Here is a 23,904-nt window from a genome sequence, read left to right on the forward strand (position 1 = left end):
GGAGTTTGGTCATGGGTCGTTTCGCGTCGCGTGCACTGCTGGTCGCCGTTTCGCTGGGAGCGCTGTCAGCGCCCGCGCTGGCCGCACCGCCTGCCGGGTTCGAGCAGCGGGTCGAACAGCTCCGCAAGAGCATCGGCGTGCCCGGCGTCACGATCGCCATCGTCGAGGACGGCAAGGTCACGCTCGCCCATGGTTGGGGCGTTCGCGACATCACCACGAATGCGCCGGTCGACGCCGACACGATCTTCTTCACCGGATCTACGGGCAAGGCGTTCACCAATGCGGCCCTCGCTACGCTGGTGGACGAAGGCAAGATCGGTTGGGACGACAAGGTCATCGACCACATGCCCGACTTCCGGATGTACGATCCGTGGGTCACGCGCGAGATGACGATCCGCGACCTGCTCGTTCACCGCAGCGGCCTTGGGCTCGGCCAAGGCGACCTTCTGTTCCTTCCGAACAGCACCCTTTCTCGCAAGGAGACGGTGCGCCGGATCCGTTATCTCAAGCCGGCAACCAGCTTCCGCAGCGGATATGCCTACGACAACATCCTCTACATGGCCGCCGGTCAGCTGATCGAGGAAGTCAGCGGTGAGACGTGGGAGCAGTACATCCACAAGCATGTTTTCGGGCCTCTGGGCATGAAGAACTCGACTGATACCGATGCGGAATTCCAGGCCAATGCGAACCATGCCCGGCCGCACAGCCGCAACGACGGCCCGGTCCATGGAATGGGAACGCAGACGCCGCTCGATGAAAACGCGACGATCGCGCAGAACGCCGCCCCGGCCGGCGGGCTGGCGATCAGCGCGAACGACATGAGTCAGTGGCTGCTGACCCAGCTCGGCCGCGGCAAGATTCCGGACAGCGACAAACGGCTGTTCTCTCAAGAACAGTCCGAACAGATGTGGACCGGAGCCGTGATCACGCCGGTGCCGCAATATCCGGCGGAGTTCGCCGCCGCCCAGCCGCATTACGATCTCTATGCCTTAGGTTGGGGGCTATCAGATTACCGCGGCGCGCAGGTCGTCGGCCATGACGGCGCGGTCCTAGGGTCCCAGGCGACGGTCGCCCTCCTTTCGGAGAAGAACGTCGGCATCTTCATTGCAGCCAACAGCGAGGACGGGGAGATCATCCGCGGCCTGCTGTTCGAGTTGCTGGACCATTATCTTGGCTACCCGCAGGCTCAGTGGCCGGAGAAATGGCGCGCCTTCAAGGTCGCGCGCCTGAATGCGGCGGCAAAAGCGGTGCAAACTGCCGAGGCGAAGCCCGCGAAGATCGGCCCGTCGCTTCCGCTCGCGAACTATGTCGGCGATTACAACGACCCCTGGTACGGCACGATCAAGGTCCGCGAGAACGGGAAGGACCTGGCCATCGAGTTCCCGCACTCGAGCGGGATGGAGGGTCCGCTCAATCACTACCAGTTCGACACGTTCAAGATGAATCCGAAGCTGGATTGGGTCGAGCCTGCCTACGTCACCTTCTCGATCGGTGCCGACGGCAAGGTCGATCGCGTCACCATGAAGCCCGTCTCACCCAGAGCGGACTTCAGCTGGGACTATCAGGATCTGCTCTTCACGCCGGCGAAGGCGGCGAACTAGCTTTCGACAGAACCTTCGCCTCGCGATGTCGTGAGGTCCGGGTGCTCAAGGCTCAACAGCATTGAACGGTAATCGCTGACGATCTTGTGGCAGGTTTCCAGCCCATCCTGGAGACCTGCCGTCGCCCGTTCGACTTCCGGGGCGACATACTCTTCTTCATCCATGGTCCACGCGACGATTTGTGATTTATGTGAGTGAAAATAACTCCGCGAAGCCGGGTCAGTGCCTCAGTTCGTCGCGGATGGCCGTACTCTCGTAGCCTCAGCGACGGCCGCCGAAAGAGCTGGCAGATCGAACGGTTTTGGCAGGACGATGACGTCCGTCGGAAGGTCGCCGATATCGTCGGCGTCGGCATATCCCGTGATGATCAGGGCGGTCAGGTCCGGCTTGTGCGAGCGCGCGTCGCGAACGAGGTCCGTGCCTGAGAGCTGTGGCATGGCGTAATCGCTGACCAGGAGATCGACTCCTCGCTCGCGGAGAAGCTGCAGGGCGTCCGCTCCATTGCTCGCCTCGACGACTTCGTGCCCAAGATCCTTGAACATGTGAGCCGTGGCCAGACGAACCTCCTCGTGGTCGTCAACGAGAAGGATCGTCAAGCGCGTGCCGTTGCTTTCATCGAGCTTTACTTTCTTCGGCGGCTTCGCGACCGGCGCTTCCTCCGCACGCGGGATCCAGAGCTCTGCCCGGGTGCCCTTGCCGACCTCGCTTTGCAGCTGGATCGAGCCGTTCGACTGCTGGGCGAATCCGTAGACCATGCTGAGGCCGAGGCCCGTTCCCTTGCCGACCTCCTTCGTGGTGAAGAAGGGTTCCATCACCTTCTCGAGAATCTCCGGTGCAATGCCCGAGCCTGCGTCCTCGACGGTGAAGACGACATAGTCGCCGGGCTTCAGGTCCGGTGCGTCCTTCTCGCTCGCGGTTCGGTGGTCCACGGCGATCTTGATCGTGCCGCCCTCGGGCATGGCATCGCGCGCGTTGATTATCAGGTTCATCAGGGCGAGCTCGAGCTGGGACTGGTCGGCGAACGCGCACCACGGCGTCTCTTCCAATGACCATTCCAGCTCAACCAGTCCGCCGAGCGTGTGGCTCAGAAGCTCGTCCACGCCGCTCGCCAGCTCGCGCGGGTCGAGCGGAGCCGGCTGCAACTGCTGCCTACGCGCGAACGCCAACAGCCGCTTCACCAGCTCCGCGCCCTGATCGGCGGCACGCTGGGTCATGGTCAAGATCTTGAGATGCTCTTCCTCGAGGCCCGCTCGCCGTTCGAGAATCCCTAGGCCACCGAGCACTGCAGCGAGGAGATTGTTGAAGTCGTGCGCGATGCCGCCGGTCAGCTTTCCGATAGCGTCCATCTTTTGCGCCTGAACCAATTGGCCCTCGAGCAGCCGCCGTTCCGTGACGTCCGTCAGCGTTCCAGCAAATTCGATCGGGCTCCCATCCTGATCGGTGAGCAAGACTGCCTGGTCGTGGAAATGCCGGTATGTGCCGTCGGCGCACAGCCAGCGGTATTCGACAGAGAAACTGCCAGTACTTTTCCGCTTCTCGAGGGCGGCCAGCACGCGGGTCCGGTCGTCCTCGTGCAGGCGTTCCTGCCAGATCGAAGGCTGCTCGCGCACAACGGAAAATCCGTAGCCCGTTATGGCCTCGAGGTTGCCGCTGACGAAGTTGGGGCACCGCGGCTCGCAGTCGATCGGTTCGAGATACAGAACGATTGGAAGCGACTGGATGATCGCCGCCTGCTGCTGCTCGGCGCGGCGCAGGTCTTGCTCGGCGCGCAGAAGCTCTGAGTTGGCCTTGAGGTTTGCGTCTAAGAGCGCTTGTTCCTGCCGCGCCTTGCGCTCGATCTCCTTGGTCTTGGCGAACAGGTCGACGAACACGGCGACCTTGGAGCGCAGCACGATCGGATCGACGGGTTTGAAGACATAGTCGACGGCGCCCATCGAATAGCCGCGCATGAGATGCTCGGTCTCCTTGTTCACGGCGGACAAGAAGACGATCGGGATACGCTTCGATTGCTCGCGGCTGCGAATGATCTGCGCGGTCTCGTAGCCGTCGAGGCCCGGCATGTAGACGTCGAGCAGTATGACCGCGAACTCGCCTTTTAGGAGGAAGCGGAGTGCCTCTTCGCCTGAGCGGGCGGTGATGACCTCGCCGACGTCCTCCAGGACGGTCTGAATGGCAAGCAGGTTTCGCTCGTCGTCATCGACGACGAGCACGCGCGGCCGTTCGACGTCCTCGGTCGTCGCCACATCGGATTTGCCCACTTTGCTACGCACGTTCACGTCTTATTCCGCCGCCTGAACGATCTTCCCGCCGGGTTGTGCCACGTCGCGGGAACGGCTGACCCACACGCGAAGCAGCGCCAGCAAGAGCTCGATGTCGACCGGCTTGGCGATGTAGTCGGAAGCGCCTGCATCGAGGCATTTCTGACGGTCGCCCTTCATGGCCTTCGCCGTCACCGCGATTAGTGGCAGGTCGGCAAGCTGCGGACGCTGCCGGATTTGCTGCATCGTCTCGTAACCATCCATCTCCGGCATCATGATGTCGATGAGTGCGACGTCGATACCCGGCATTTCTTCCAGGATGCGGATGCCTTCCTTGCCGCGTTCGGCGTGGAGCACCTGCACGTCGTAGCTTTCCAGGACGCTCGTCAGCGAGAAGATGTTGCGGATGTCGTCGTCGACGATGAGCACTCGGGCGCCTGCCAGCTCCGGCACATCGCGAGCCACGGGCGACCCCTCTTGTGTGGCTGGGCGCTTCTTGCGCTTCGCCTTCCGCGCCTGTTCGAGCAGGTTCTTGAAGACCTTAGCGAGCTCAGCCTGATCCGCGGGTTTTTCCGTTACGCCGAACGCGCCCATGCCGAGCACGGACTCGCTCTTGTCCGCGCCCGAAATGACGTGGATCGGGACGTGCTTCGTCTCCGGGTCGTGCTTCAAGAGGTCGAGAAGCACGAAGCCATCAATGTCGCTGAGACCGAGATCCAGGGTGATCGCATTGGGCTGCAGCTTGCGGGCCATTGCGAGCGTGCCGGCACCTGCAGTGGAGACCACGCCCTTGAGACCTGCGTCGCGCGCGAGATCGAGAAGGATCGACGCAAACGTCGGATCATCCTCGACGATCAGCACGAACGGATCGTCGCCGAGTTCGTCGCGGTCGTCATTGACCTCGAACCCGGTCGGCAAGGCCGAGGGAACGGTCGCGCCGGTGTTGTCGAACCGCGCCTGGCCCTCGCCACCCGCGTTCGCCGCGGCGGGAGCAGCTTCTAGCGGCATGTACAGGATGAAGGTCGATCCTTCGCCGGGCTTCGAGCGCACCTGCAGCTCGCCACCGAGCAAGCGGGCGATCTCGCGGCTGATGGAGAGGCCCAGGCCCGTACCGCCGTACTTGCGGCTGGTAGTTCCGTCGGCTTGCTGGAACGCCTCGAAGATGAGCTTCTGCTTGTCCTCGGGGATGCCGATGCCGGTATCCGTGACCGCGATCTCGATCGCCCGATCGGCATTGCGAAGCACCGGGTGCATCGGGCTCCAGCCGCGGGTGGCGCAGCTGACGTTGAGCGTGACGCTGCCGCGCGCGGTGAACTTGAAGGCATTCGACAGCAGGTTGAGCACGATCTGCTGAAGCCGCTTTTCGTCCGTCCGGATCGCGGGCGGCAGGGTCTCGTCGAACTTGACGTTGAAATCGAGACCCTTGTCGGCAGCGAGCTGACGGAACGTGCGCTCCATGTGCTGCTTCAGCGTCGCCATCGGCATCTCGCCGACCTCGATAGTCACCGTGCCGGATTCGATCTTCGAGAGGTCCAGGATGTCATTGATGAGGCTGAGAAGGTCGGAGCCGGCCGAGTTGATCGTCTTCGCGAACTCGACCTGCTTGTCGTTGAGATTGCCCTGCTGGTTGTCGGACAGCAACTTCGACAGGATAAGCAGCGAGTTGAGCGGCGTGCGCAGCTCGTGGCTCATGTTCGCCAGGAATTCCGACTTGTACTTGGAGGTGAGGGCGAGCTGTTCCGCCTTTTCCTCCAGCGCGCGGCGGGCCATCTCGATCTCAAGGTTCTTGGCTTCCACCTGCTTCTTCTCGTTTTCGAGAAGCTGCGCTTTCTCCTGCAGCTCCTCGTTGGTATTGTGCAGCTCTTCCTGCTTTGTCGTCAGCTCGGTCTGACGCGCCTGAAGTTCCTGCGTCAGCAGCTGCGACTGCTTCAGCAGGCCCTCGGTACGCATGGTCGCCGCGATCGTGTTGAGCACGATGCCGACCGATTCCATGAGCTGGTCGAGGAAGGTCTGGTGCGTCTCGTTGAACTCGCCGAACGACGCGAGCTCAATGACGGCCTTCACCTCGTCCTCGAACAACGCGGGGAGGATGTTGACGTTGGCCGGCGTCGCGTGGCCGAGGCCCGAGCCGATGCGGATGAAGTCGGGCGGCACGTCCTTGAGGAGAACCGGCCGCTTATCGGCGGCCGCTTGCCCGACAAGGCCTTCGCGGAGCTTGAACTCCTTCTTCAGCGCGTCGGAGTTCTCGGCGCCGTAGCTGGCGACGAGCTCCAGTTTCGTATCCTCTTCATCGCGATTGCTGACGTAGAACACGCCGTATTGCGCGTTCACCAGCGGTGCGAGCTCGGACATGATCAGGTTCGAGACGGTCGCGAGGTCGCGTTCGCCCTGCAGCATGCGGCTGAAGCGCGCGAGGTTGGTCTTGAGCCAATCCTGCTCCGCATTCTTCAACGTCTGTTCCTTGAGGTTGCGGATCATCTCGTTGATGTTGTCCTTGAGCGCCGCCATCTCGCCCGACGCCTCGACGGCGATGGAGCGGGTGAGGTCGCCCTTGGTCACTGCGGTGGCCACGTCCGCGATCGAGCGCACCTGGCTGGTCAGGTTGTTCGCCATCGCGTTCACGTTGTCGGTAAGGTCGCGCCACAGACCGGCGGCGCCCGGCACGCGCGCCTGACCGCCCAGCTTGCCTTCGATGCCGACTTCGCGGGCCATGTTGGTCACTTGGTCGGCGAAAGTCGCGAGCGTTTCGATCATGAAGTTGATCGTCTCGGCGAGCGCGGCGATTTCGCCCTTCGCGTCGAGCGTCAGCTTCCGCTTCAGGTTGCCCTGCGCAACCGCGGTCACGACGTCGGCGATGCCGCGCACCTGGTTGGTCAGATTGTTGGCCATCAAGTTCACGTTGTCGGTAAGGTCCTTCCAGGTGCCGCCGACGCCCGGAACATTCGCCTGACCACCCAGCTTGCCCTCGGTACCCACTTCGCGGGCCACACGGGTCACCTCGGACGCAAAGGCGTTCAGCTGATCGACCATGACGTTGATCGTGTCCTTGAGGGCGAGGATCTCGCCCTTCACGTCCACGGTGATCTTCTTTGACAAGTCGCCGCGCGCCACGGCGGTGGTTACATCCGCGATGTTACGTACCTGACCGGTGAGGTTCGCGGCCATCAGGTTCACGTTGTCGGTAAGGTCCTTCCAAGTGCCGGCGACGCCGCGCACCTGCGCCTGACCGCCGAGCTTACCCTCGGTTCCCACTTCGCGGGCCACGCGGGTCACCTCGCCGGCAAACGAGTTGAGCTGGTCCACCATCGTGTTGATGGTGCTCTTCAGCTCGAGGATTTCGCCCTTCACGTCCACGGTGATCTTCTTGGACAAGTCGCCCAAGGCGACCGCGGTCGTCACTTCGGCGATGTTGCGGACCTGACCCGTGAGGTTCGCGGCCATGGCGTTCACGTTGTCGGTGAGGTCTTTCCACGTGCCGCCGACGCCCGGAACCTGCGCCTGTCCACCGAGCTTTCCTTCGGTACCGACTTCGCGAGCCACGCGGGTCACCTCGGAGGCGAAGCCGTTGAGCTGATCCACCATGACGTTGATGGTGTTCTTCAGCTCGAGGATCTCGCCCTTCACGTCGACGGTGATCTTCTTGGAAAGATCGCCGCGGGCCACGGCGGTCGTCACTTCGGCGATGTTACGGACCTGACCCGTCAAATTGCCGGCCATCAGGTTCACGCTGTCGGTCAAGTCGGCCCAGGTGCCGGCGACGCCCTCCACCTGCGCCTGACCGCCGAGCTTGCCTTCCGAGCCCACTTCGCGCGCCACGCGGGTCACTTCCGAGGCGAACGAGTTCAGCTGGTCCACCATGACGTTGATGGTGTTCTTGAGCTCGAGAATCTCGCCCTTCACGTCGACGGTGATCTTCTTGGAAAGATCGCCGCGGGCCACGGCGGTTGTCACTTCGGCGATGTTACGGACCTGACCCGTCAAATTGCCGGCCATGAGGTTCACACTGTCGGTCAAGTCGGCCCAGGTACCGGCGACGCCTTCCACCTGCGCCTGCCCGCCGAGCTTTCCTTCCGAGCCCACTTCGCGCGCCACGCGCGTCACTTCGCTCGCGAAGGAGTTCAGCTGGTCCACCATCGTGTTGATGGTGTCCTTCAGCTCGAGGATTTCGCCTCGCACGTCGACCGTGATCTTTTTCGAGAGGTCGCCCTTCGCGACCGCGGTCGTAACCTCTGCGATATTGCGGACCTGGCCCGTCAGGTTCGCCGCCATCAGGTTCACATTGTCCGTAAGGTCGGCCCAGGTTCCCGCCACGCCCGGCACCTGCGCTTGGCCGCCGAGCTTGCCTTCGGTGCCCACTTCGCGAGCCACGCGGGTCACCTCGGATGCGAAGCCATTGAGCTGGTCCACCATGACATTGATGGTGTTCTTCAGCTCGAGGATTTCGCCCTTCACGTCCACGGTGATCTTCTTGGACAAGTCGCCGCGAGCCACGGCGGTCGTCACTTCGGCGATGTTACGCACCTGGCCGGTAAGGTTGTCGGCCATCAGGTTCACGTTGTCGGTAAGGTCCTTCCACGTGCCGGCGACGCCTTCCACGCGGGCCTGACCACCGAGCTTGCCTTCCGTACCGACTTCGCGCGCCACGCGGGTCACTTCGCTGGCGAAGGCGTTGAGCTGGTCCACCATGACGTTGATGGTGTTCTTGAGCTCCAGGATTTCGCCCTTCACCTCGACGGTGATCTTCTTGGACAAGTCGCCGCGGGCCACGGCGGTCGTCACTTCGGCGATGTTGCGCACCTGGCCCGTCAGGTTGGTCGCCATCGCGTTCACGTTGTCTGTGAGGTCCTTCCAGGTGCCGGCGACGCCCTTCACGTTCGCCTGGCCGCCCAGCTTTCCTTCGGTGCCGACTTCACGGGCCACGCGGGTCACTTCCGACGCGAAGCTCGCGAGCTGCTCGACCATCGTGTTCACGATCTTGCCGATGCGCAGGAACTCGCCGCGCAGGGGACGACCGTCGATTTCGACCGTCATGCTCTGAGAGAGGTCGCCCTTGGCGACCGCGCCGATGACGCGGGCCACTTCCGCGGTCGGCTGGACCATGTCCTCGATCAACTCGTTGACGGACCGGACGGCCGTTTCCCAGCCGCCCCGCGCATTCTTCAAGCGACCGCGCTGCGTGATTTTTCCTTCTTTGCCGACGACCTTGGAGAGGCGCTGGAATTCCTGGGCCATCTCTTCGTTGAGAGAGACGACTTCGTTGAAGAGGCTGGCGATTTCGCCGTCGACTCCGTCGACTTCCTCCGGGAGGCGAACGCTAAAGTCGCCCCGGCGCAGCGCGCGTAGAGCGCTGACGAGCTGGCGGCGATCGATAAAGTCCCGCTGGGTCTGAACGTTCACTCTACTCTCCGGTCGGTTTTACTCCCCCCGCCCGGTTGACTACACGAGCAGCCCCCCGGCTGCGCGAACGACATTAATCCAAAAATTGGTTTCTTCTTCCTAAAAAAATCCTCATCTGGATCAAGATTTTCTGGCGCCTATTGCAAATTTCGTAGCCGCGCCGCTACGGGGCGTCGAGATGTCAGGACCGGCCACCCCGGACGATGCCTCCCCCATTCCTTCCGATGACCTGTTGCGGTTCGTCGGTTCGAGCTTCCGATCCATATGGGCGCTCGAGCTGCTCCTGACCCTGAAAAGCGATCGACGGCCCTGGCCCGCCGCCGAGCTGGTGTCGACCATGCGCGCCAGTGAACTGGTCGTCAGCAAGGCGCTCGAAGGGCTCGTCGCGGCGGGCCTCGCATCGGTCGAGAGCGGAGGGGTGGTGTACATGCCCATCAACGAACAGGTGTCACGCTGCGTGAACCAGCTGGAAGAGCTCTATTTGGTGAGGCCCGACGCGGTTCGCCGCGCCATTGTTTCGGTCTCGTCGAGCGGCGCCAGCGCCTTCGCCGATGCGTTCAAGTTGAGGAGAGACTGATGGGGGCCGTTTTCCCCACCATCGTCTATGTGCTTTGCTTCCTGACCAGCGCGTGCTGTGCTTGGCTGCTGGGCAGAAGCTATCGCCGTTCGCAGGTGAGGCTCCTTATGTGGAGCAGCATCTGCTTCGGCTTCCTCGCGTTGAACAACTTGCTGCTTGTGCTCGATCTAGCCGTCTGGCCGCAGCCCGAGGTTGACCTTCGCCTTCCTCGGCTGTTGATGGCAATGGCCGCGGTGGTGTCCCTCTTGTGGGGTTTCATCTGGGACGTCGAGGAGGAGTGAGGCGATGACGCTCTACGATTTCCTCTCCGGCGCAGTGGCTTTCGGGTTTTTTACCTGCAGTCTGTTCCTCATGCGCTACTGGCGCCGCTCGCGCGACGAGTTGTTCCTGACCTTTGCGCTGGCTTTCGTGCTGCTGGGGGTCGGGCAGACCATCCTCGCGCTCGCGAACATTCCGACGGAGGAAAGGGGCTCGATCTATCTCTTCCGGCTGGCGGCTTTCCTGCTGATCCTGTTCGCCATCTACCGGAAGAACCGGGCCGCCCGGAACTGAGGGGCCGCGCTTGCTACGCCATGAAATTGTAGATGAGGCTGATCGGGCCGAAAGCGATCATCCGCAACAGCGCGGGCCCGAAAGACATGACCGCAGCAATGAAACCGAAGATGATCCACGCGACCGACAAACGAACGATAATGGCCATCAAGATCGTCTCGCAAAAAGCGGCTCGGACGATGGAGGCCGTCCGAGCCGCACGTTGGGAGTGGAACCCGAGCCCCCGGCGTCGCTCTCCGTTGAACAGGCTCCGTAAAGCAAGCTACCCGTCCGCTGGACGCGGCGAACCTTATCCAAAGTTAGCGCTAATGGGCGGAGCGCTTCTGCCACAAGATTTACGGGAATTTAGTTTAGGCTGGATGCCCCGCGTGGATTCGAACCACGATTGACGGAGTCAGAGTCCGTAGTCTTACCATTAGACGACGGGGCACCGATTGGAGAGGCCGCGAGATAGAAAGCGGCCTTCATACTGTCAACGCTCCGCGGCGGTTTCCCTGCGGCGCTTGCCCTCACCTGCGCTTCGCTATTAAATGCGCATCAAGTCAACCGTTCAACTTTGGACGGCGCAGGATAGAAACGGGCGTAGTTCATGGCGCAGAGTGTCGCCAGTGCGCCGGCTCCCTCTTTTAGCCAGGGACCGGCATCGGACAGACCGCCGGACCGGCGACCGTTTTGGCGCCATACCTATGGCGCGGTCGATCTCGGCACGAACAACTGCCGCCTCCTCATTGCCAAACCCGTCGACGGCGGCTTCACCGTGGTCGACGCTTTTTCGCGCATCGTCCGGCTGGGGGAGGGACTTTCGCACACGGGCCGCCTTTCACAAGAGGCGATGGACCGGGCTGTTGGCGCGCTCAGCATATGTGCGGACAAGCTCAGGCGCCGCAACGTCTCTTTGTCGCGTTCCGTCGCAACCGAAGCCTGCCGCCGCGCGGAAAACGGTGCGGATTTCGTCGACCGAGTCCGCGACGAGACGGGTATCGTCCTCGACATCATCGAACCACAGGAAGAGGCGCGTCTCGCCGTTCTCGGTTGCCACAAGCTGCTGGAGCCCGGGGATGGACCGGCGCTGATCTTCGACATCGGCGGCGGCTCTACCGAGCTGGTGCTGATCGAGCAGATCGACGGCGTCCCCAAGATCCGCAGCTGGTGGAGCGCGCCCTGGGGGGTGGTCTCTCTTACCGAAAGCGAGGGAAGGATCGCTCTGGAAGGACCGGACCGGCTGCAGGCTTATGGCCGGATGCGCGAGCGGGCGCGGCGGGCCTTCGCCAGCTTCGCCTCCACGCTTCCCAGCCACGTGGAGGGCATCCGCCTCCTAGGCACCAGCGGGACGGTGACGACGCTCGCTAGCGTCCACCTAGCACTGCCTGCCTACGACCGCCGTGCCGTCGACGGCCTGCACGTGCCTGTCGACGCGATGCAGAAGATCAGCACGATGATCGCGGAAATGGATCACGACGAGCGTGCGGCCCTGCCGTGCATCGGCCGCGACCGCGCCGACCTGGTCGTCGCCGGCTGCGCGCTTCTTGAGGCCATCGTCGAGATATGGCCCGCGGAGAAGCTGGGCGTGGCCGACCGCGGGATCCGCGAAGGGATATTGCGCTCGCTGATGGCGAGGGACGGCCACATCCTGTGAAGCGCATTCGAACCGCCAAGGGGCGGAAGGTTTCCTCGACCCGCTGGCTCGAGCGCCAGCTGAACGATCCCTACGTCCGCCGCGCCAAGGCGGAGAATTACCGCAGCCGCGCCGCCTACAAGCTGCTTGAGCTCGATGAGAAGTTCGGGCTGCTTAAGGGCGTGAAGGCCGTCGTCGATCTCGGCATCACTCCGGGCGGCTGGTCGCAGGTGGTCAGGCGCCGCACGCCCCAAGCCAGCGTCGTCGGCATCGACCTTCTCCCCACCGATCCGATCGACGGGGTCACCATCTTCCAGATGGATTTCATGGACGAGTCCGCGCCGGACCGGCTGAAGGAGGCGCTCGGCGGTCAGGCCGATCTCGTCCTGTCGGATATGGCGGCGAACACGGTAGGCCATCAGCAAACGGATCATTTACGCACCATGGCGCTGGTCGAAGCAGGGCTTCTGTTCGCGACGGAAGTGCTGCGTCCCGGCGGCGCTTATGTCGCCAAGGTGCTTGCCGGGGGAGCGGACAACCAGCTGGTCGCGGAGATGAAGCGGCACTTCACGACCGTGAAGCACGCCAAACCGCCCGCCAGCCGCAAGGACTCGTCCGAGTGGTATGTCATCGCTCAAGGGTTCAAGAGCGAATATCCGATTATCGATAAGGAACTTCACGACTATCGATAAACATGGTATCGTTTATCGATAATACGAGTCGTTGGAGTGCTTGCTGATGTCTCGATCCTATTCCGCCGCGCTGCCGATCGCTTACGTCTTTCTGCGGATCCTCGTCATCCTCAACTGGCTCATGGGGGCAGCGATCCTCGTCCTGCTCGTAGCCATGCCGAACGAGCGATGGATTATGTCCTCCTTCGACCTTTCACCTGGTCCCGACGCGGACCGGCTCGTTATGGGTTTGCGAGCGGTCGCGGTGCTCGGCCTCGTGGTGGTTCCGATCAATTACGCGATCTTGAAGCGCCTGCTCGCGATGGTCGCGACGGTGCGGGCAGGCGACCCGTTCGTGAGCGCCAACGCCTATCGCCTGCAGGCGATCGCCTGGCTGCTTCTGGGCCTCCAAGTTCTCAGTATCATCATCGGGGCGATCGGACGGTCCGTGTCCACGCCCACGCATCCCGTCCACCTCGACGCCGGCTTCTCAATCAACGGGTGGCTTGCGGTGCTTCTGACGTTCGTCCTCGCCCGTGTCTTCGTCGAAGGCGCCCTGATGCGCGAAGACCTCGAAGGGACGATCTGAAGGTGGCGATCCGGGTAAAATTGGACGAGGTGCTTTACGACCGCCGGATGACGCTCAGTCAACTGGCGGAGCAGGTGGACATTACGCTTGCGAACCTCTCGGTCCTCAAGACCGGGAAAGCCCGGGCGATGCGCTTCTCGACCCTCGATGCGATCTGCGAGGCTCTCGGCTGTCAGCCCGGCGATATCCTCCGCTTCGTCCCCGACACGGATTAGCGGGAGGCCGGCCTGGCGGCCGCGCTCTTGTCGCGGATCGCCTTGAATTCTGACTTCGGCGACCAGCTCGGCCACTCGCGGCCGTTCGCGAGGCGAGCGCCGATTGCGTAGAACAGCTCTGCCTCCTGTGCCGCGCCTCTCAGGTCCCAGCTCGGCGACCAGGCGTCGCAGGTCTGGTGATAGCAATTGGTGGTGAAGGTGGAGAGCCACTTCTCGCCTGCTTCGCGTCCACCGCTTTGCAGGTCGTAAGCCCCGGCCAGGGCCATGTTCAGAAGCACCGGAACGCCGCGCTTGGCGAAGGAGAAATGGTCGGCACGGTAGAAGAGGCCACGCTCAGGATGGTTCTCCGGCGTGACGTAGCGGCCCTGCGCCTTCGCGCCTTCCGCAAGCAGGTCTTCCAACTGGCTCTGTCCCTTGCCGATCAGGACGACGTCCTTGACCGGGCCGGCCCACTGCAGCGTGTCGAACGTCAGGTTCGCAGCCATCGTTTCAAACGGATAGAGCGGGTGCTGCGCGTAATATTCCGAGCCCAGCAGGCCGCGTTCTTCCGACGTCCAGGCGGCGAACAGGATTGTGCGCTGCGGCTTCGGTCCGGTGGAGAAGAGGCGCGCCACCTCGATCATCGCCGCGAGACCCAAGGCATCGTCCGATGCGCCCGGCCGGACCGTCCGCCCCTGAGCGTCGGCCGGCCCCACGCCATAGGCGTCCCAGTGCCCGCTGTAGCTCACGGTCTCGTCGGGGTATTTCGACCCGGTGATCTTCCCGATCACGTTGTGGCTGGTGATCTTCGATAGGTCGACCGGCGCATTGGCCGAGAAGGTCGCCTTGAGGTCGATCGGCTTGAACGCTGCCGTTCGGGCCTGACGCTTTACCGTGTCGAAATCGTATCCGGCCCGCTTGAGCAGCTCGGCGCCCACGGACTGCTGCATCCAACCCTGGAGAAGCACCGGCTGCTGGGCACTCGCAGGCAGCACGATGTTGAAGTTCTCGCCGGACGCGCTCTTCACCACGTTCCAGCCGTAGCCGGCGCCCTCGGTGTCGTGGATGATCAGCGCGGCGATTGCGCCGCGGCGTGCCGCTTCCTCGTACTTGTAAGTCCAGCGGCCGTAATAGGTCATCGTCTTGCCGCCGAACTTGCCGGCGACGGCTTCACTGGGTGCAGCCTCGAAGTCCGGATCGTTGACGAGGATGACTGCGACCTTGCCTTTCAGGTCCACACCCTTGAAGTCGTCCCAGTCGCGCTCCGGAGCGCTGACGCCGTAGCCGACGAAGACCATCGGTGCCTTGTCGATCCGCGCCTGCTCAATCGGGCGGACGGTGCTCAGATAGATGTCGTCAGGGAACCGCAGGTTCGTTGAGTTCGCCCCCTGCGCGATCGAGAAGCTCATCGGCGCGCGGAGCTTCGTGCGGATCATCGGAACGGTCTGAGTCCAGCCGCCAGTCTCGCCGCCCGGTTCCATCCCGGCCGCTTTGAACTGCTCGGTCAGGTAGGCGATCGTCTTGTCCTCGCCAGCCGTCCCCATGGAGCGGCCCTGGAACTCGTCGGACGCGAGTACGCGCGTGATCTCGGACATGCGCTCCATGCTGACCCGAGGGCCGGCGGCCGCTGCCGGACTGGTCGCGCAGAGCAGGGCGAGCCCGCCCAATATGGCTTGTGGGGAAAGCTTCATCGCGGCCTCCGTATGCCTGGTACGCAGCAAACGGAGCAGGGACGATTTGGTTCGGAGTGTCAGGAGGCCTGTTTGGCCGTCCTGCGCGCGTCTTCGATGGCCTGTTTCAGTGCATCGTAGCCGACGGCGCCATTCATGACGCGGTCGCCGATGACGAAGAGCGGCGTGCCCGTCGCGCCAAGCTGGCCCGCGAGCTGGAAGTTGCGCTTGAGTTCATTCTCGATAGCTGGATCTTGGGTCGGAACCGGCGGAATGTTCGCGACGCGGGCTGCCGCGGCATTTGTATCGGCCGCGGGGCGTCCGGCGGCGTAGAGTGCGGCGTGGAACTGGCTGAAGCGGCCGGCCTTGGACGCAGCGAGCGACAGGCGTGCGGCATCGACGCTCGGCGCTCCGAGGATCGGAAGCTCGCGATAGACGACGCGCAGGCCCGGATATTCCTTCAGCAGCTGGTCGACGTGCGGATTGCTCGCTTTGCAGTAGGGACAGGCGTAGTCGTAGAATTCGACGAGCGTGACCTCGGGCTTGGCCGCGCCTCTCCATGACGAGGCGAATGGCGTTTCTATCGCGGCGCGGTTGGCCGCCAACGTCGGTGCATATTGGCGGTCCCGCAGCGCGTCCGCGGCCTCGGCTAGAATATTCGGATCGGCGAGCATGCCCTGCCGGACAATACGGCTGCTGAAATATTGCGGCACTGCATAAAGCAGCACGGCAGCGGTGAGGACCGCGCCGACGACCCCTCCAAGAATCGCCGAGCCCAGCGAGGAGCCTCTAGTTTCGGTCGCTGTCGTTGCCACGGTGCTTCTTGTCCTTAAGTGCAGTCTTCGAGACCATGGCGATATCCTGAGCGCGAAGATAGTCGGGCGTCCCCTGCGGAATGCCCCGAAGTGCCATTTCGGCACTGGCCAGCGCCAGCTTGGGATTGCCCTCCAGATTGTTCCGCTCGGCAGTCGCGAGCGCGGCGCGGGGCTCATCACCTTCCTGCGCGTAGATGACCCCAAGCTGATACCAGGCGAAGGGGTTCTCATTATCTTTGGCGACGGCCGTCTTCAGGATCGCCTTGGCTTCGGGGAAGTTCTTCGTGTCCTCGGTCGCGATCAGCGCGTGCCCGAGCATCGAGGCGATCAAGGGGGCGTTCTGCGACCGCTCCACCGCCTCGCGAAGGGGCACGATCGCGTCCGCGGGCTTGCCACTCTCCAGCAGGATCTGACCCTTCAACTCGAGGAAATAGGGGTCGTGCGCGTCGGTCTTTAGCAGCGCGTCAGTCTCAGACAGCGCTTTGTCGGGGTACGCGCCCAGGTGATAGGCGTAAGCGCGCGCATAGTGCGCGGGAATGCTCTGGTCGGTTTCGGGATATTTCCGCGTCGCGGCCTTGGGATCGAGGAAGCCGAGCAGCTTGGCTTTCACCCGCTGAAAGCTGGCCTCCAGCTTCGGATCCGTTTTGTTGTTCCAGGCCGGATCCTTCTTGTAGATGTCCTCGAGCATGGCGATGCGCTCGCTCGAGAGGGGGTGGGTCCGGTCGTAGCTGTCGGTGGCGTAGATCGCGAGCCGATATTCCTGGTTCTGAATCTTCTTGAAGAACTCCAGGCTGCCCTTGCCGCTAATCCCTGCGATCGAAAGATATTTCGCACCCGCGAGGTCGGCGCTGGTTTCCTGAGCCCTGGTAAAGGCCAGGAACTCGCCGAGCGCTGCACGCTGACCCATCATCATCAGGCCCATGCCGGCGTCACCAGCGCCCGCGGCGATCGCTATGGCGCCCAGGATCATCGTGGCGATGGTAATTCCCGTCGCCGCCTTAGCGCCCTCGCCGATGCGGATCGCGTGCCCGCCGGCGACGTGGCCAAGCTCGTGCGCGATGACCCCCTGGACTTGGTTGGCATTATCGGCCTGCAGGATCAGGCCGGAGTTGACGTAGACGACCTGGCCGCCGGCAACGAAGGCGTTGATGTCGGAGTCGTTCAGGAGAACGATGTCGACGTTCTTCGGGTCGAGCTGAGCCGCCTTGATCAGCGGCGCGGAGATGTTGCGGAACAGCACCTCGGTCTCCGTGTCGCGGAGCGAAGTCGGCCCTTGTTCCAGATCCTGAGCTGCAGCCGGCCTCACCACCGCGAGGCTGAGGACGAGCGCGAGCATCAGCATCCGCACGAAGCGGGAAAGCGGCGAGCTCATGCCGCGGCCCTTCTCACCGCCCGCGTGAACGGGCGATGAAAAGGAGCCATTCGACAGGTCTATCCGAAGGTTCGCTGCCACCAGCCGCGCCTCGGCTGACCGTCGTCGCCCGTGGCATCCGCCTCGTCATTGTCGGCGAAAGGGACGGTGGATTCGGCAGCCTCGGGCGCTGGAGCGGGGATGGGCGCTTCCGCGGCCGCCTTCTTGGCACGTGAACGGCGAGCCGGCTTGGCGGGAGGCGCATCCTCAGCGGTTTCTGCCGGCGGCGCTTCCGCAGGAGCGGGCTCCGGAACTGCTACCGCTTCCGGTGCAGGCTCTTCGGCCTTCTTGCGCGAGCGGCGCTTCTTCGGCTGCGGCTCAGCAGCGGCTTCAACTTCGGCGATCGGAGCTTCCTGCTCGATCGGGGTTTCGATCATCGCCGGATTTGGCTCTTCGGCGGGAGTTGCCTCGCCAGCCTCCGCAGCGCCTTCGCCGCGACGGCCGCGACGGCGGCGGCGCTTGCGATCACCCGACGGCGCTGCCTCTTCCTGTTCCGGCTGTTCGGCGGCCGCTTCCTCGGTTACCGCCTCGGCGGGCTCTTCGCCCTCGGCGCCCTCCAAAGGCGCTTCGCCGCCTTCGCGGCGACCGCGTCCGCGTCCACCGCGACGGCGGCGACGGCGACGGCGTCCCGGCCGATCTTCTTCAGGTCCGCGAGAATCCTCGGAGGCTTCTTCCTCCTCGGCCTCTTCCTCGTCTTCTTCGTCGAGAAGCGCTTCGACTTCCTCGAGGTCCTCTTCGATCGGCGTCGGCTCAGGACGGCGCTGGACCACCGGTCTCGGGCCCGAGCTTTCGACCGTCATCCGGGCGCCTTCGAAGCTCTCGTCGATCGCGACTTCGATGGAGACGCCGTAGCGCTCCTCGATCTCGCCCAACTCGGCGCGCTTCTTGTTGAGCAGATAGATGGCGGCTTCACGGCCGGCACGAAGCAGGATGCGCTCGCCACGGCCGCGGGCAGCCTCATCTTCGAGGATGCGCAGCGCGGACAGGCCGGCGGACGCGGCGGTCCGCATCAGGCCGGTGCCTTCGCAATGCGCGCAGGGCTTGGTCGACGCTTCGAGGACGCCGGTGCGCAGGCGCTGGCGGCTCATTTCCATCAGGCCGAAGCTGGAGATGCGGCCAACCTGAATGCGGGCGCGGTCGTTCTTAAGCGCCTCCTTCATCGCCTTCTCGACCTTACGGACATGGCTGTTCTGCTCCATGTCGATGAAGTCGATGACGATGAGGCCGGCCATGTCGCGCAGGCGAAGCTGGCGGGCTATCTCGTTCGCCGCTTCGAGGTTCGTCGCGAACGCGGTCTGCTCGATATTGTGCTCGCGGGTCGAACGGCCCGAGTTGATGTCGATCGAGACCAAAGCCTCGGTCGGGTTGATGACCAGATAACCGCCCGACTTCAGCTGGACGACCGGCTGGTACATCGCCGAAAGCTGATCCTCGACGCCATGACGCTGGAAGATCGGCGTCGATTCCGTGTGCGTCTTCACGCGCCGGACGTGGCTGGGCATCAGCAGCTTCATGAAGCCGCGAGCCGCCTTGTAACCGTCTTCACCCTCGACGATCACTTCGTCGATGTCGCGATGATAAAGGTCGCGGATCGCGCGCTTGATGAGGTCGCTGTCGCGATAGATCAACGCCGGCGCGCTGCTGCCAAGCGTGCGCTCGCGGATTTCGTCCCAAAGGCGCGCGAGATAGTCGAAGTCGCGCTTGATCTCGGTCTTGGTGCGCGAAAGACCAGCCGTGCGGACGATAAGTCCCATCGTCTTCGGCAGGTTGAGATCCGACATGATCGACTTCAGCCGCTTGCGGTCCGAGCCGTTCGAAATCTTCCGGCTGATGCCGCCACCGTGCGACGTGTTCGGCATCAGGACGCAGTAGCGGCCGGCCAGGCTGAGATAGGTCGTGAGGGCCGCGCCCTTGTTGCCGCGCTCTTCCTTGACGACCTGGACCAGCAGGACCTGGCGGCGCTGGATGACGTCCTGAATTTTGTAGCGGCGGCGGAGGTTCTGGCGCTTCTTGCGCAGCTCGTCTGCGGCGGACTCGTCCACCGGCGAACGGTTCGAGCCGGTGCCGGTTTCCTCGGCGCCGTTTTCGCCTTCGCTGGAGGCTTCGCTCTCGCCTTCCTCATCGGAAGCAGGCGACGCGTCGGCGCCTTCGTCCTCGTAATCGTCATCCTCGGCCGCGCGCAGGCGCTCTTCCTCGGCGGCGTGTTCGGCCTCTTCGCGGAGCAGAGCTTCGCGATCAGCCTTCGGGATCTGGTAATAGTCGGGATGGATCTCGCTGAAGGCCAGGAAGCCGTGGCGGTTTCCGCCGTAATCGACAAACGCCGCCTGAAGCGACGGTTCTACCCTGGTAACCTTGGCGAGATAGATATTCCCTTTGAGCTGTTTGTGCTCAGCGGACTCGAAATCAAATTCCTCGATACGGTTTCCGGTCACGACGGCGACCCGGGTTTCCTCCGGGTGGCGCGCGTCGATCAGCATGCGCGTGGACATTGAAAATTCTCCGGGCGCGCGGTCCGCTCCAATGGGAGCGACGGCGCGCGATTGCATGGGCCACTGCGGCCGGGCCTGTGCCGGCGGCTATGGCGATCTGTGGTGATTTTGCCTCTGCTGCAGTTGCCATCCCGGATTGCTGTGCGGGAGACGCGCCTTGCCGCTCTTCATGGAGCGGGCGAGGGGCGTAACTTGGCATCATGCAGCTTCAACCTGTGATGCCGCGTCCTTTTCGGGAGCGGCGGGTAAATCCACGTTCACCTGTGCGGTGCGGGATTGATTGCGGTTAGCATCCCCCGGCGAGTGCCGCAACTGCCACAGCCGCGGCGGAACCGCTGAAATCCACCGATAATTGCACGTTAACCATATTCACGTGATAGGATGCTTTCAAGGCAACGGGCCGGACCGGGGTAAATGACGGAAGCGAAGCGCAGAAGGGCGGTTGCGGGTGCTGCGTTCAGCCTCGCGGGTGTGCTGATCGCCATCATGGCGCTCGGCACCAGCCAACGTGGTGACGCCGCCTCCGATGCGCAATCCCGCGCCCTGCTCGGCGAGGCCCGCCCGAACTCGGTGACCGTCGAGCTTTCCCCGGCTGTGGGCGAGGTCAAGCTAACCGAAGCGAAGACGCCGGGCCGGCCGATCGTCGTCATCGATCCGGGCCATGGCGGGCGCGATCCAGGCGCTCCGGGCGTGTCTGGAAACAGCACCGAGAAGGACCTGACACTAACGCTCGCGCGCGAGCTTCGCGCGGAGCTTGCCGAGCGGGGCAGGGTGCGCGTTGCGCTCACCCGCGAGGACGATCGCTACCTAACGCTCGACCAGCGCGCCGAGATTGCCCGCAAGCTGGGCGCTAGCGTCTACCTTTCGCTTCATATCGACAGTGCGCCCAATCCGCTGGCCCGTGGAGCGACGATCTATTCGCTTTCGGACGTGGCTTCTGACTCCGAGGCTGCCCGGCTTGCGGCGCGGGAGAACAAGGCAGGCGACGCCTTGTCCAGCGCCGCGGATGGCTCCGTTCGCGGGATGCTGTCCGACTTAGCCCTGCGCGAGCAGATGAACGCCTCGGCGTCGCTGGCCGAGCGGCTCGTGCGCAAATCGTCAGGACGCTACCTTTTGCGGCCGGAGCCGCATCGTTTCGCCGATTTCCGGGTGCTTCGCCGGGCCGAAGTTCCGGCGGTTCTCTTCGAGGCCGGCTACATCAGCAATGCCGACGACGAGGCCCTGCTCCTGATGTCGGACAAGAGGGAGCAGATCGTCGTCGCATTGGCACAGGCAATCGAAGCCGATGTCGCCTCGCGCACCGTCCGCTAACCTATAGCCTTTCGGCGCGGCTCAGGAGGCGCTAGAGGCTTGCTCCACATGCGTTTCGAACGTCTCCGCGCTCCCGGATTCCAGCTCCCCGACCTCGTCGCCTTCAACAACAGGGTGCACGAGCGGATCGATCCGTGGTTCCAGCGCCGCTGGATCCGGGCTCTGGCGATCGCCTTCGTCGCCGGTTTCCTGCTGTTCTCGGGGGTGTGGCTCTATTTCGCGAGCAACCTGCCGTCCTCCGATACGCTGCTCGCCTACCGACCATCTCTTCCGACCAACGTCCGCGGCTATGACGGAGCGCCGGTGCAGACCTTCGCACGCGAGCGGCGCGTCGAGCTGTCTTACGACGAATTCCCGCCGATGGTCGTGCAGGCGTTCATTTCCGCCGAGGACAAGACCTTCTTCAAGCATGGCGGCATCGACTATCCGGGCCTCGTTGGCGCCGTGTTCGACTTCACGACCAAGACGGCGACGGGCGGCGGACGCGCAAGGGGCGGATCGACGATCACGCAGCAGGTCGCGAAGTACCTGTTGCAGGACAACAGCTATTCGATCGGCCGCAAGGCCCGTGAAGCAATCCTGGCGTTCCGGCTGGAATCGACGCTCAGCAAGCAGCAGATCCTGGAGATATACCTCAATTCGATCTTCCTCGGCCGCAATGCTTACGGCGTTCAGGCCGCGAGCCGCGCCTATTTCGACAAGGACGTCAACGATTTGACGCTGCCGGAGGCGGCCTATCTCGCCGTCCTGCCCAAGGCTCCTTCGAACTACGACCCGGTGCGGGCGACCCAGAAAGCGACCGACCGCCGCAATTACGTTCTCCGCGAGATGTTCCGAAACGGCTACATCACCGAAGCACAGTGGCAGCAGGCGGCCGCGACGCCGCTTGGCACCATCCGCTACGGCAGCAACGAGAAGTTTCGGCAGCAGGGCGGCTACTTCATGGAAGAAGTGCGCCGGACGCTCATCAAGAGTTTTGGCGAGAAGGCCGACGATGGGCCGAACAGCCTTTACGCGGGTGGGCTCTGGGTGCGTTCTTCGATGAACCCGGTCATGCAGGATGCTGCGGCCAACGCGCTCCGCGAAGGGCTCGCCAAGTTCGACGGGGGGCGTGGCTGGCGCGACCTCGGCCTCAGCGTCGACATTAGCAAGGATTGGGCTGGTCAGCTTGACCGCGCTCCGGTTGGAACGGGATTTCCGGACTGGCGCAAGGCGGTCGTGCTTTCGAAGAGCGGCGATAGCGCGTCAATTGGCTTTACCAACGGCTCGATGGGCACGTTGCCTCGTTCTTCCGCTGCAATGGCCAAGCGCAAAGGGTGCGTTTTTGAGTCCAGTTCCGGCGCTTCGTCCTGTTCTTCCGCCGGTGGCACTGCTTTTGATTTCCTTCGCCCCGGCATGATCGTCATCGTGAAGCAGCTCGGTTCAAGCACCTATGCTCTGCGTTCGATTCCGGAGATCGGTGGCGGCTTCGTGGCTGAGGAAGTCCGAACCGGCCGGGTGCTGGCGATGCAGGGCGGCTTCGACGTCATTGGTTCCTCCTATAACCGCGCGACGCAGGCGCTTCGGCAGCCCGGCTCGGCCTTTAAGCCGGTGGTCTACGAGACTGCTCTCGAAAACGGCATGACGCCGGCCTCGATCGTCGTCGATGCGCCGTTCTGCGTTTGGCAGGGCGCCGGCCTCGGCAACAAATGCTTCGTCAACTTCGACAAGCGCTACGCCGGCCCCAAGACGATGCGCTGGGGCGTCGAGCAGTCGCGCAACCTGATGACGGTTCGCACGGCTTCGCAGACGGGCATGGAGAAGGTCGTGGCGACAGCCAAGAAGCTCGGAGTCGGCGATTACAAGCCGTACCTCTCCATCTCGCTAGGCGCTGGCGAGACGACGGTGCTTCGGCTCGTGAACGCCTACGCAATGTTGGCCAACCAGGGCCGGGCCGTGAAGCCGACGCTGATCGACTACGTCCAGGACCGCAACGGCAAGGTCATCTACCGCACCGACAACCGCTGCGCCGTGATGGGCAATTGCAATGCCGCGGATTGGGACGGGAAGGGCATGCCTCGGCCGCCGTCGCGCGACCGCCAGGTGCTCGAGCCGATGGCCGCGTTCCAGATGGTCCACATCATGGAAGGCGTGATCGAGCGCGGCACGGCCGTCGTCCTTCGCGATCTCAACCGGCCGCTGTTCGGCAAGACGGGCACGACGTCGGGCCCGACCAACGTCTGGTTCGTCGGCGGCACACCCGAAGTCGTTGCCGGTACCTATCTTGGCTACGACCAGCCGCGCAGCATGGGCGGATATGCGCAGGGCGGCCGCATTGCCGCTCCGATCTTCAAGGAATGGGCGCAGACCGCGCTCAAGGATCAGCCGAAAATTCCGTTCGTGGCGCCGCAGGGCATCCGCTGGGCGAGGGTGGATCGCGCGAGTGGGCGGATCGTCTACGGCACCTTCCCGGTGCAGGAAGATCCGAAGTCCGCAGTCATCTGGGAAGCGTTCCAGCCGCAGACGGAGCCGCGCCGCGCCTTCCGTCGTTCGCGCATTCCGGGCCTGCCTGGATCGCCTGACGAGATTGCCCAGAATGACACGCAAGCGCCCGCCGCCAACGTCCGGCGCGTCAAGATCGTCAGGCCGCAACAGGCTGCGCCGCAATCGCAGCCGGCGCCCACACAACCGGCTCCGGCGCCTCAGCCCGCACCGGCAATCCCGCCGCAAGCTTCGGCGGACCGCTTGCAAAATCAGGGTGCCATCCACTAGCTG

General features: G+C 63.7%; 18 protein-coding genes and 1 tRNA gene. 10 read left to right on the forward strand and 9 right to left on the reverse strand.

Features of this window, described 5'->3' with window-relative positions:
• Positions 1 to 11: 11 nt before the first annotated feature.
• Positions 12 to 1,601: a serine hydrolase gene (locus LZ016_RS01190; protein ID WP_241445255.1), complete on the forward strand. Its 1,590-nt coding sequence runs from the start codon at positions 12 to 14 to the stop codon at positions 1,599 to 1,601.
• On the opposite strand, the gene LZ016_RS01195 is transcribed toward LZ016_RS01190, so the two are convergent.
• The 3 genes from LZ016_RS01195 to LZ016_RS01205 form a co-directional block, all read right to left on the reverse strand.
• Complete coding sequence (locus LZ016_RS01195; RefSeq protein ID WP_241445257.1) at positions 1,598 to 1,765, reverse strand: hypothetical protein; 168 nt, start codon at positions 1,763 to 1,765, stop codon at positions 1,598 to 1,600. The two genes, LZ016_RS01190 and LZ016_RS01195, sit on opposite strands and share 4 nt — an antisense overlap.
• A gap of 63 nt (positions 1,766 to 1,828) precedes the next feature.
• Positions 1,829 to 3,871, reverse strand: coding sequence for a response regulator (locus LZ016_RS15610; RefSeq protein ID WP_241445259.1), 2,043 nt, complete (start codon positions 3,869 to 3,871; stop codon positions 1,829 to 1,831).
• A 9-nt stretch (positions 3,872 to 3,880) separates the two neighbouring features.
• Positions 3,881 to 9,256 (reverse strand): HAMP domain-containing protein, encoded by a 5,376-nt coding sequence (locus LZ016_RS01205; RefSeq protein WP_241445261.1) that lies wholly within the window; start codon positions 9,254 to 9,256, stop codon positions 3,881 to 3,883.
• 178 nt (positions 9,257 to 9,434) lie between these two features.
• Here LZ016_RS01205 and LZ016_RS01210 point away from each other — a divergent pair, with 178 nt between their 5' ends.
• From LZ016_RS01210 to LZ016_RS01220, 3 genes are read left to right on the forward strand one after another with little or no spacing between them, the layout of a single operon-like run.
• Positions 9,435 to 9,833: a hypothetical protein gene (locus LZ016_RS01210; RefSeq protein WP_241445262.1), complete on the forward strand. Its 399-nt coding sequence runs from the start codon at positions 9,435 to 9,437 to the stop codon at positions 9,831 to 9,833.
• Entirely contained in the window at positions 9,833 to 10,114 is a 282-nt protein-coding gene (locus LZ016_RS01215) for a DUF5985 family protein (RefSeq protein ID WP_241445263.1), read from the forward strand. Before LZ016_RS01210 ends, LZ016_RS01215 begins: the two co-directional genes overlap by 1 nt.
• A gap of 4 nt (positions 10,115 to 10,118) precedes the next feature.
• Positions 10,119 to 10,385: a DUF5985 family protein gene (locus tag LZ016_RS01220; protein WP_241445265.1), complete on the forward strand. Its 267-nt coding sequence runs from the start codon at positions 10,119 to 10,121 to the stop codon at positions 10,383 to 10,385.
• Positions 10,386 to 10,398: 13 nt separating this feature from the next.
• Here the strand turns inward: LZ016_RS01220 and LZ016_RS15440 are convergent, their stop codons facing one another.
• Both LZ016_RS15440 and LZ016_RS01225 read right to left on the reverse strand, forming a co-directional pair.
• On the reverse strand, positions 10,399 to 10,533 hold the full coding sequence (locus LZ016_RS15440) for a hypothetical protein (protein ID WP_277622482.1): 135 nt from the start codon (positions 10,531 to 10,533) through the stop codon (positions 10,399 to 10,401).
• 208 nt (positions 10,534 to 10,741) lie between these two features.
• Positions 10,742 to 10,815, reverse strand: a tRNA-Gln gene (locus tag LZ016_RS01225).
• Between the two features lie 159 nt (positions 10,816 to 10,974).
• On the opposite strand from LZ016_RS01225, the gene LZ016_RS01230 reads away from it, so the two are divergent.
• From LZ016_RS01230 to LZ016_RS01245, 4 genes are read left to right on the forward strand one after another with little or no spacing between them, the layout of a single operon-like run.
• Positions 10,975 to 12,021, forward strand: a complete 1,047-nt coding sequence (locus LZ016_RS01230) for a Ppx/GppA phosphatase family protein (RefSeq protein WP_241445266.1) — start codon at positions 10,975 to 10,977, stop codon at positions 12,019 to 12,021.
• Positions 12,018 to 12,692 (forward strand): RlmE family RNA methyltransferase, encoded by a 675-nt coding sequence (locus LZ016_RS01235; RefSeq protein ID WP_241445269.1) that lies wholly within the window; start codon positions 12,018 to 12,020, stop codon positions 12,690 to 12,692. The genes LZ016_RS01230 and LZ016_RS01235 overlap by 4 nt, the downstream gene beginning before the upstream one ends.
• A 46-nt stretch (positions 12,693 to 12,738) precedes the next feature.
• On the forward strand, positions 12,739 to 13,260 hold the full coding sequence (locus tag LZ016_RS01240) for a DUF2975 domain-containing protein (RefSeq protein WP_241445273.1): 522 nt from the start codon (positions 12,739 to 12,741) through the stop codon (positions 13,258 to 13,260).
• Positions 13,261 to 13,262: 2 nt separating this feature from the next.
• Positions 13,263 to 13,475 carry a helix-turn-helix domain-containing protein gene (locus LZ016_RS01245; RefSeq protein ID WP_241445274.1) on the forward strand — a complete coding sequence of 71 codons (213 nt, stop codon included), beginning with the start codon at positions 13,263 to 13,265 and terminating at the stop codon, positions 13,473 to 13,475.
• Here LZ016_RS01245 and LZ016_RS01250 read toward each other — a convergent pair.
• Genes LZ016_RS01250 through LZ016_RS01265 form a run of 4 tightly spaced genes read right to left on the reverse strand, consistent with a single transcriptional unit; the run spans position 13,472 to position 19,839 of the window.
• Positions 13,472 to 15,145, reverse strand: a complete 1,674-nt coding sequence (locus tag LZ016_RS01250) for a M28 family metallopeptidase (RefSeq protein WP_241445276.1) — start codon at positions 15,143 to 15,145, stop codon at positions 13,472 to 13,474. The genes LZ016_RS01245 and LZ016_RS01250 overlap by 4 nt on opposite strands.
• Positions 15,146 to 15,204: 59 nt before the next feature.
• Entirely contained in the window at positions 15,205 to 15,939 is a 735-nt protein-coding gene (locus LZ016_RS01255; RefSeq protein WP_241445277.1) for a DsbA family protein, read from the reverse strand.
• Positions 15,914 to 17,311, reverse strand: a complete 1,398-nt coding sequence (locus LZ016_RS01260; protein ID WP_436286354.1) for a M48 family metalloprotease — start codon at positions 17,309 to 17,311, stop codon at positions 15,914 to 15,916. Before LZ016_RS01260 ends, LZ016_RS01255 begins: the two co-directional genes overlap by 26 nt.
• 59 nt (positions 17,312 to 17,370) lie before the next feature.
• Entirely contained in the window at positions 17,371 to 19,839 is a 2,469-nt protein-coding gene (locus LZ016_RS01265; RefSeq protein WP_241445278.1) for an Rne/Rng family ribonuclease, read from the reverse strand.
• Between the two features lie 414 nt (positions 19,840 to 20,253).
• Between LZ016_RS01265 and LZ016_RS01270 the strand changes: the two genes are divergently transcribed.
• Both LZ016_RS01270 and LZ016_RS01275 read left to right on the forward strand, forming a co-directional pair.
• Positions 20,254 to 21,150, forward strand: coding sequence for an N-acetylmuramoyl-L-alanine amidase family protein (locus LZ016_RS01270; RefSeq protein ID WP_241445281.1), 897 nt, complete (start codon positions 20,254 to 20,256; stop codon positions 21,148 to 21,150).
• 48 nt (positions 21,151 to 21,198) lie between these two features.
• Positions 21,199 to 23,901 carry a penicillin-binding protein 1A gene (locus LZ016_RS01275; RefSeq protein WP_241445294.1) on the forward strand — a complete coding sequence of 901 codons (2,703 nt, stop codon included), beginning with the start codon at positions 21,199 to 21,201 and terminating at the stop codon, positions 23,899 to 23,901.
• The last annotated feature ends 3 nt before the right edge of the window (positions 23,902 to 23,904 follow it).

The organism is Sphingomonas telluris, from assembly GCF_022568775.1.
Classification (GTDB): Bacteria; Pseudomonadota; Alphaproteobacteria; order Sphingomonadales; family Sphingomonadaceae; genus Sphingomicrobium; species Sphingomicrobium telluris.

Coding starts and splice junctions, on each gene's coding strand:
- LZ016_RS01275 (WP_241445294.1), top strand. CDS start 21,199: ATGCGTTTCGAACGTCTCCGCGCTCCCGGATTCCAGCTCCCCGACCTC.
- LZ016_RS01195 (WP_241445257.1), bottom strand. CDS start 1,765: ATGGATGAAGAAGAGTATGTCGCCCCGGAAGTCGAACGGGCGACGGCA.
- LZ016_RS01270 (WP_241445281.1), top strand. CDS start 20,254: ATGACGGAAGCGAAGCGCAGAAGGGCGGTTGCGGGTGCTGCGTTCAGC.
- LZ016_RS01230 (WP_241445266.1), top strand. CDS start 10,975: ATGGCGCAGAGTGTCGCCAGTGCGCCGGCTCCCTCTTTTAGCCAGGGA.
- LZ016_RS01215 (WP_241445263.1), top strand. CDS start 9,833: ATGGGGGCCGTTTTCCCCACCATCGTCTATGTGCTTTGCTTCCTGACC.
- LZ016_RS01240 (WP_241445273.1), top strand. CDS start 12,739: ATGTCTCGATCCTATTCCGCCGCGCTGCCGATCGCTTACGTCTTTCTG.
- LZ016_RS01250 (WP_241445276.1), bottom strand. CDS start 15,145: ATGAAGCTTTCCCCACAAGCCATATTGGGCGGGCTCGCCCTGCTCTGC.
- LZ016_RS15440 (WP_277622482.1), bottom strand. CDS start 10,533: ATGGCCATTATCGTTCGTTTGTCGGTCGCGTGGATCATCTTCGGTTTC.
- LZ016_RS01265 (WP_241445278.1), bottom strand. CDS start 19,839: ATGTCCACGCGCATGCTGATCGACGCGCGCCACCCGGAGGAAACCCGG.
- LZ016_RS01220 (WP_241445265.1), top strand. CDS start 10,119: ATGACGCTCTACGATTTCCTCTCCGGCGCAGTGGCTTTCGGGTTTTTT.
- LZ016_RS01190 (WP_241445255.1), top strand. CDS start 12: ATGGGTCGTTTCGCGTCGCGTGCACTGCTGGTCGCCGTTTCGCTGGGA.
- LZ016_RS01210 (WP_241445262.1), top strand. CDS start 9,435: ATGTCAGGACCGGCCACCCCGGACGATGCCTCCCCCATTCCTTCCGAT.
- LZ016_RS01260 (WP_436286354.1), bottom strand. CDS start 17,311: ATGAGCTCGCCGCTTTCCCGCTTCGTGCGGATGCTGATGCTCGCGCTC.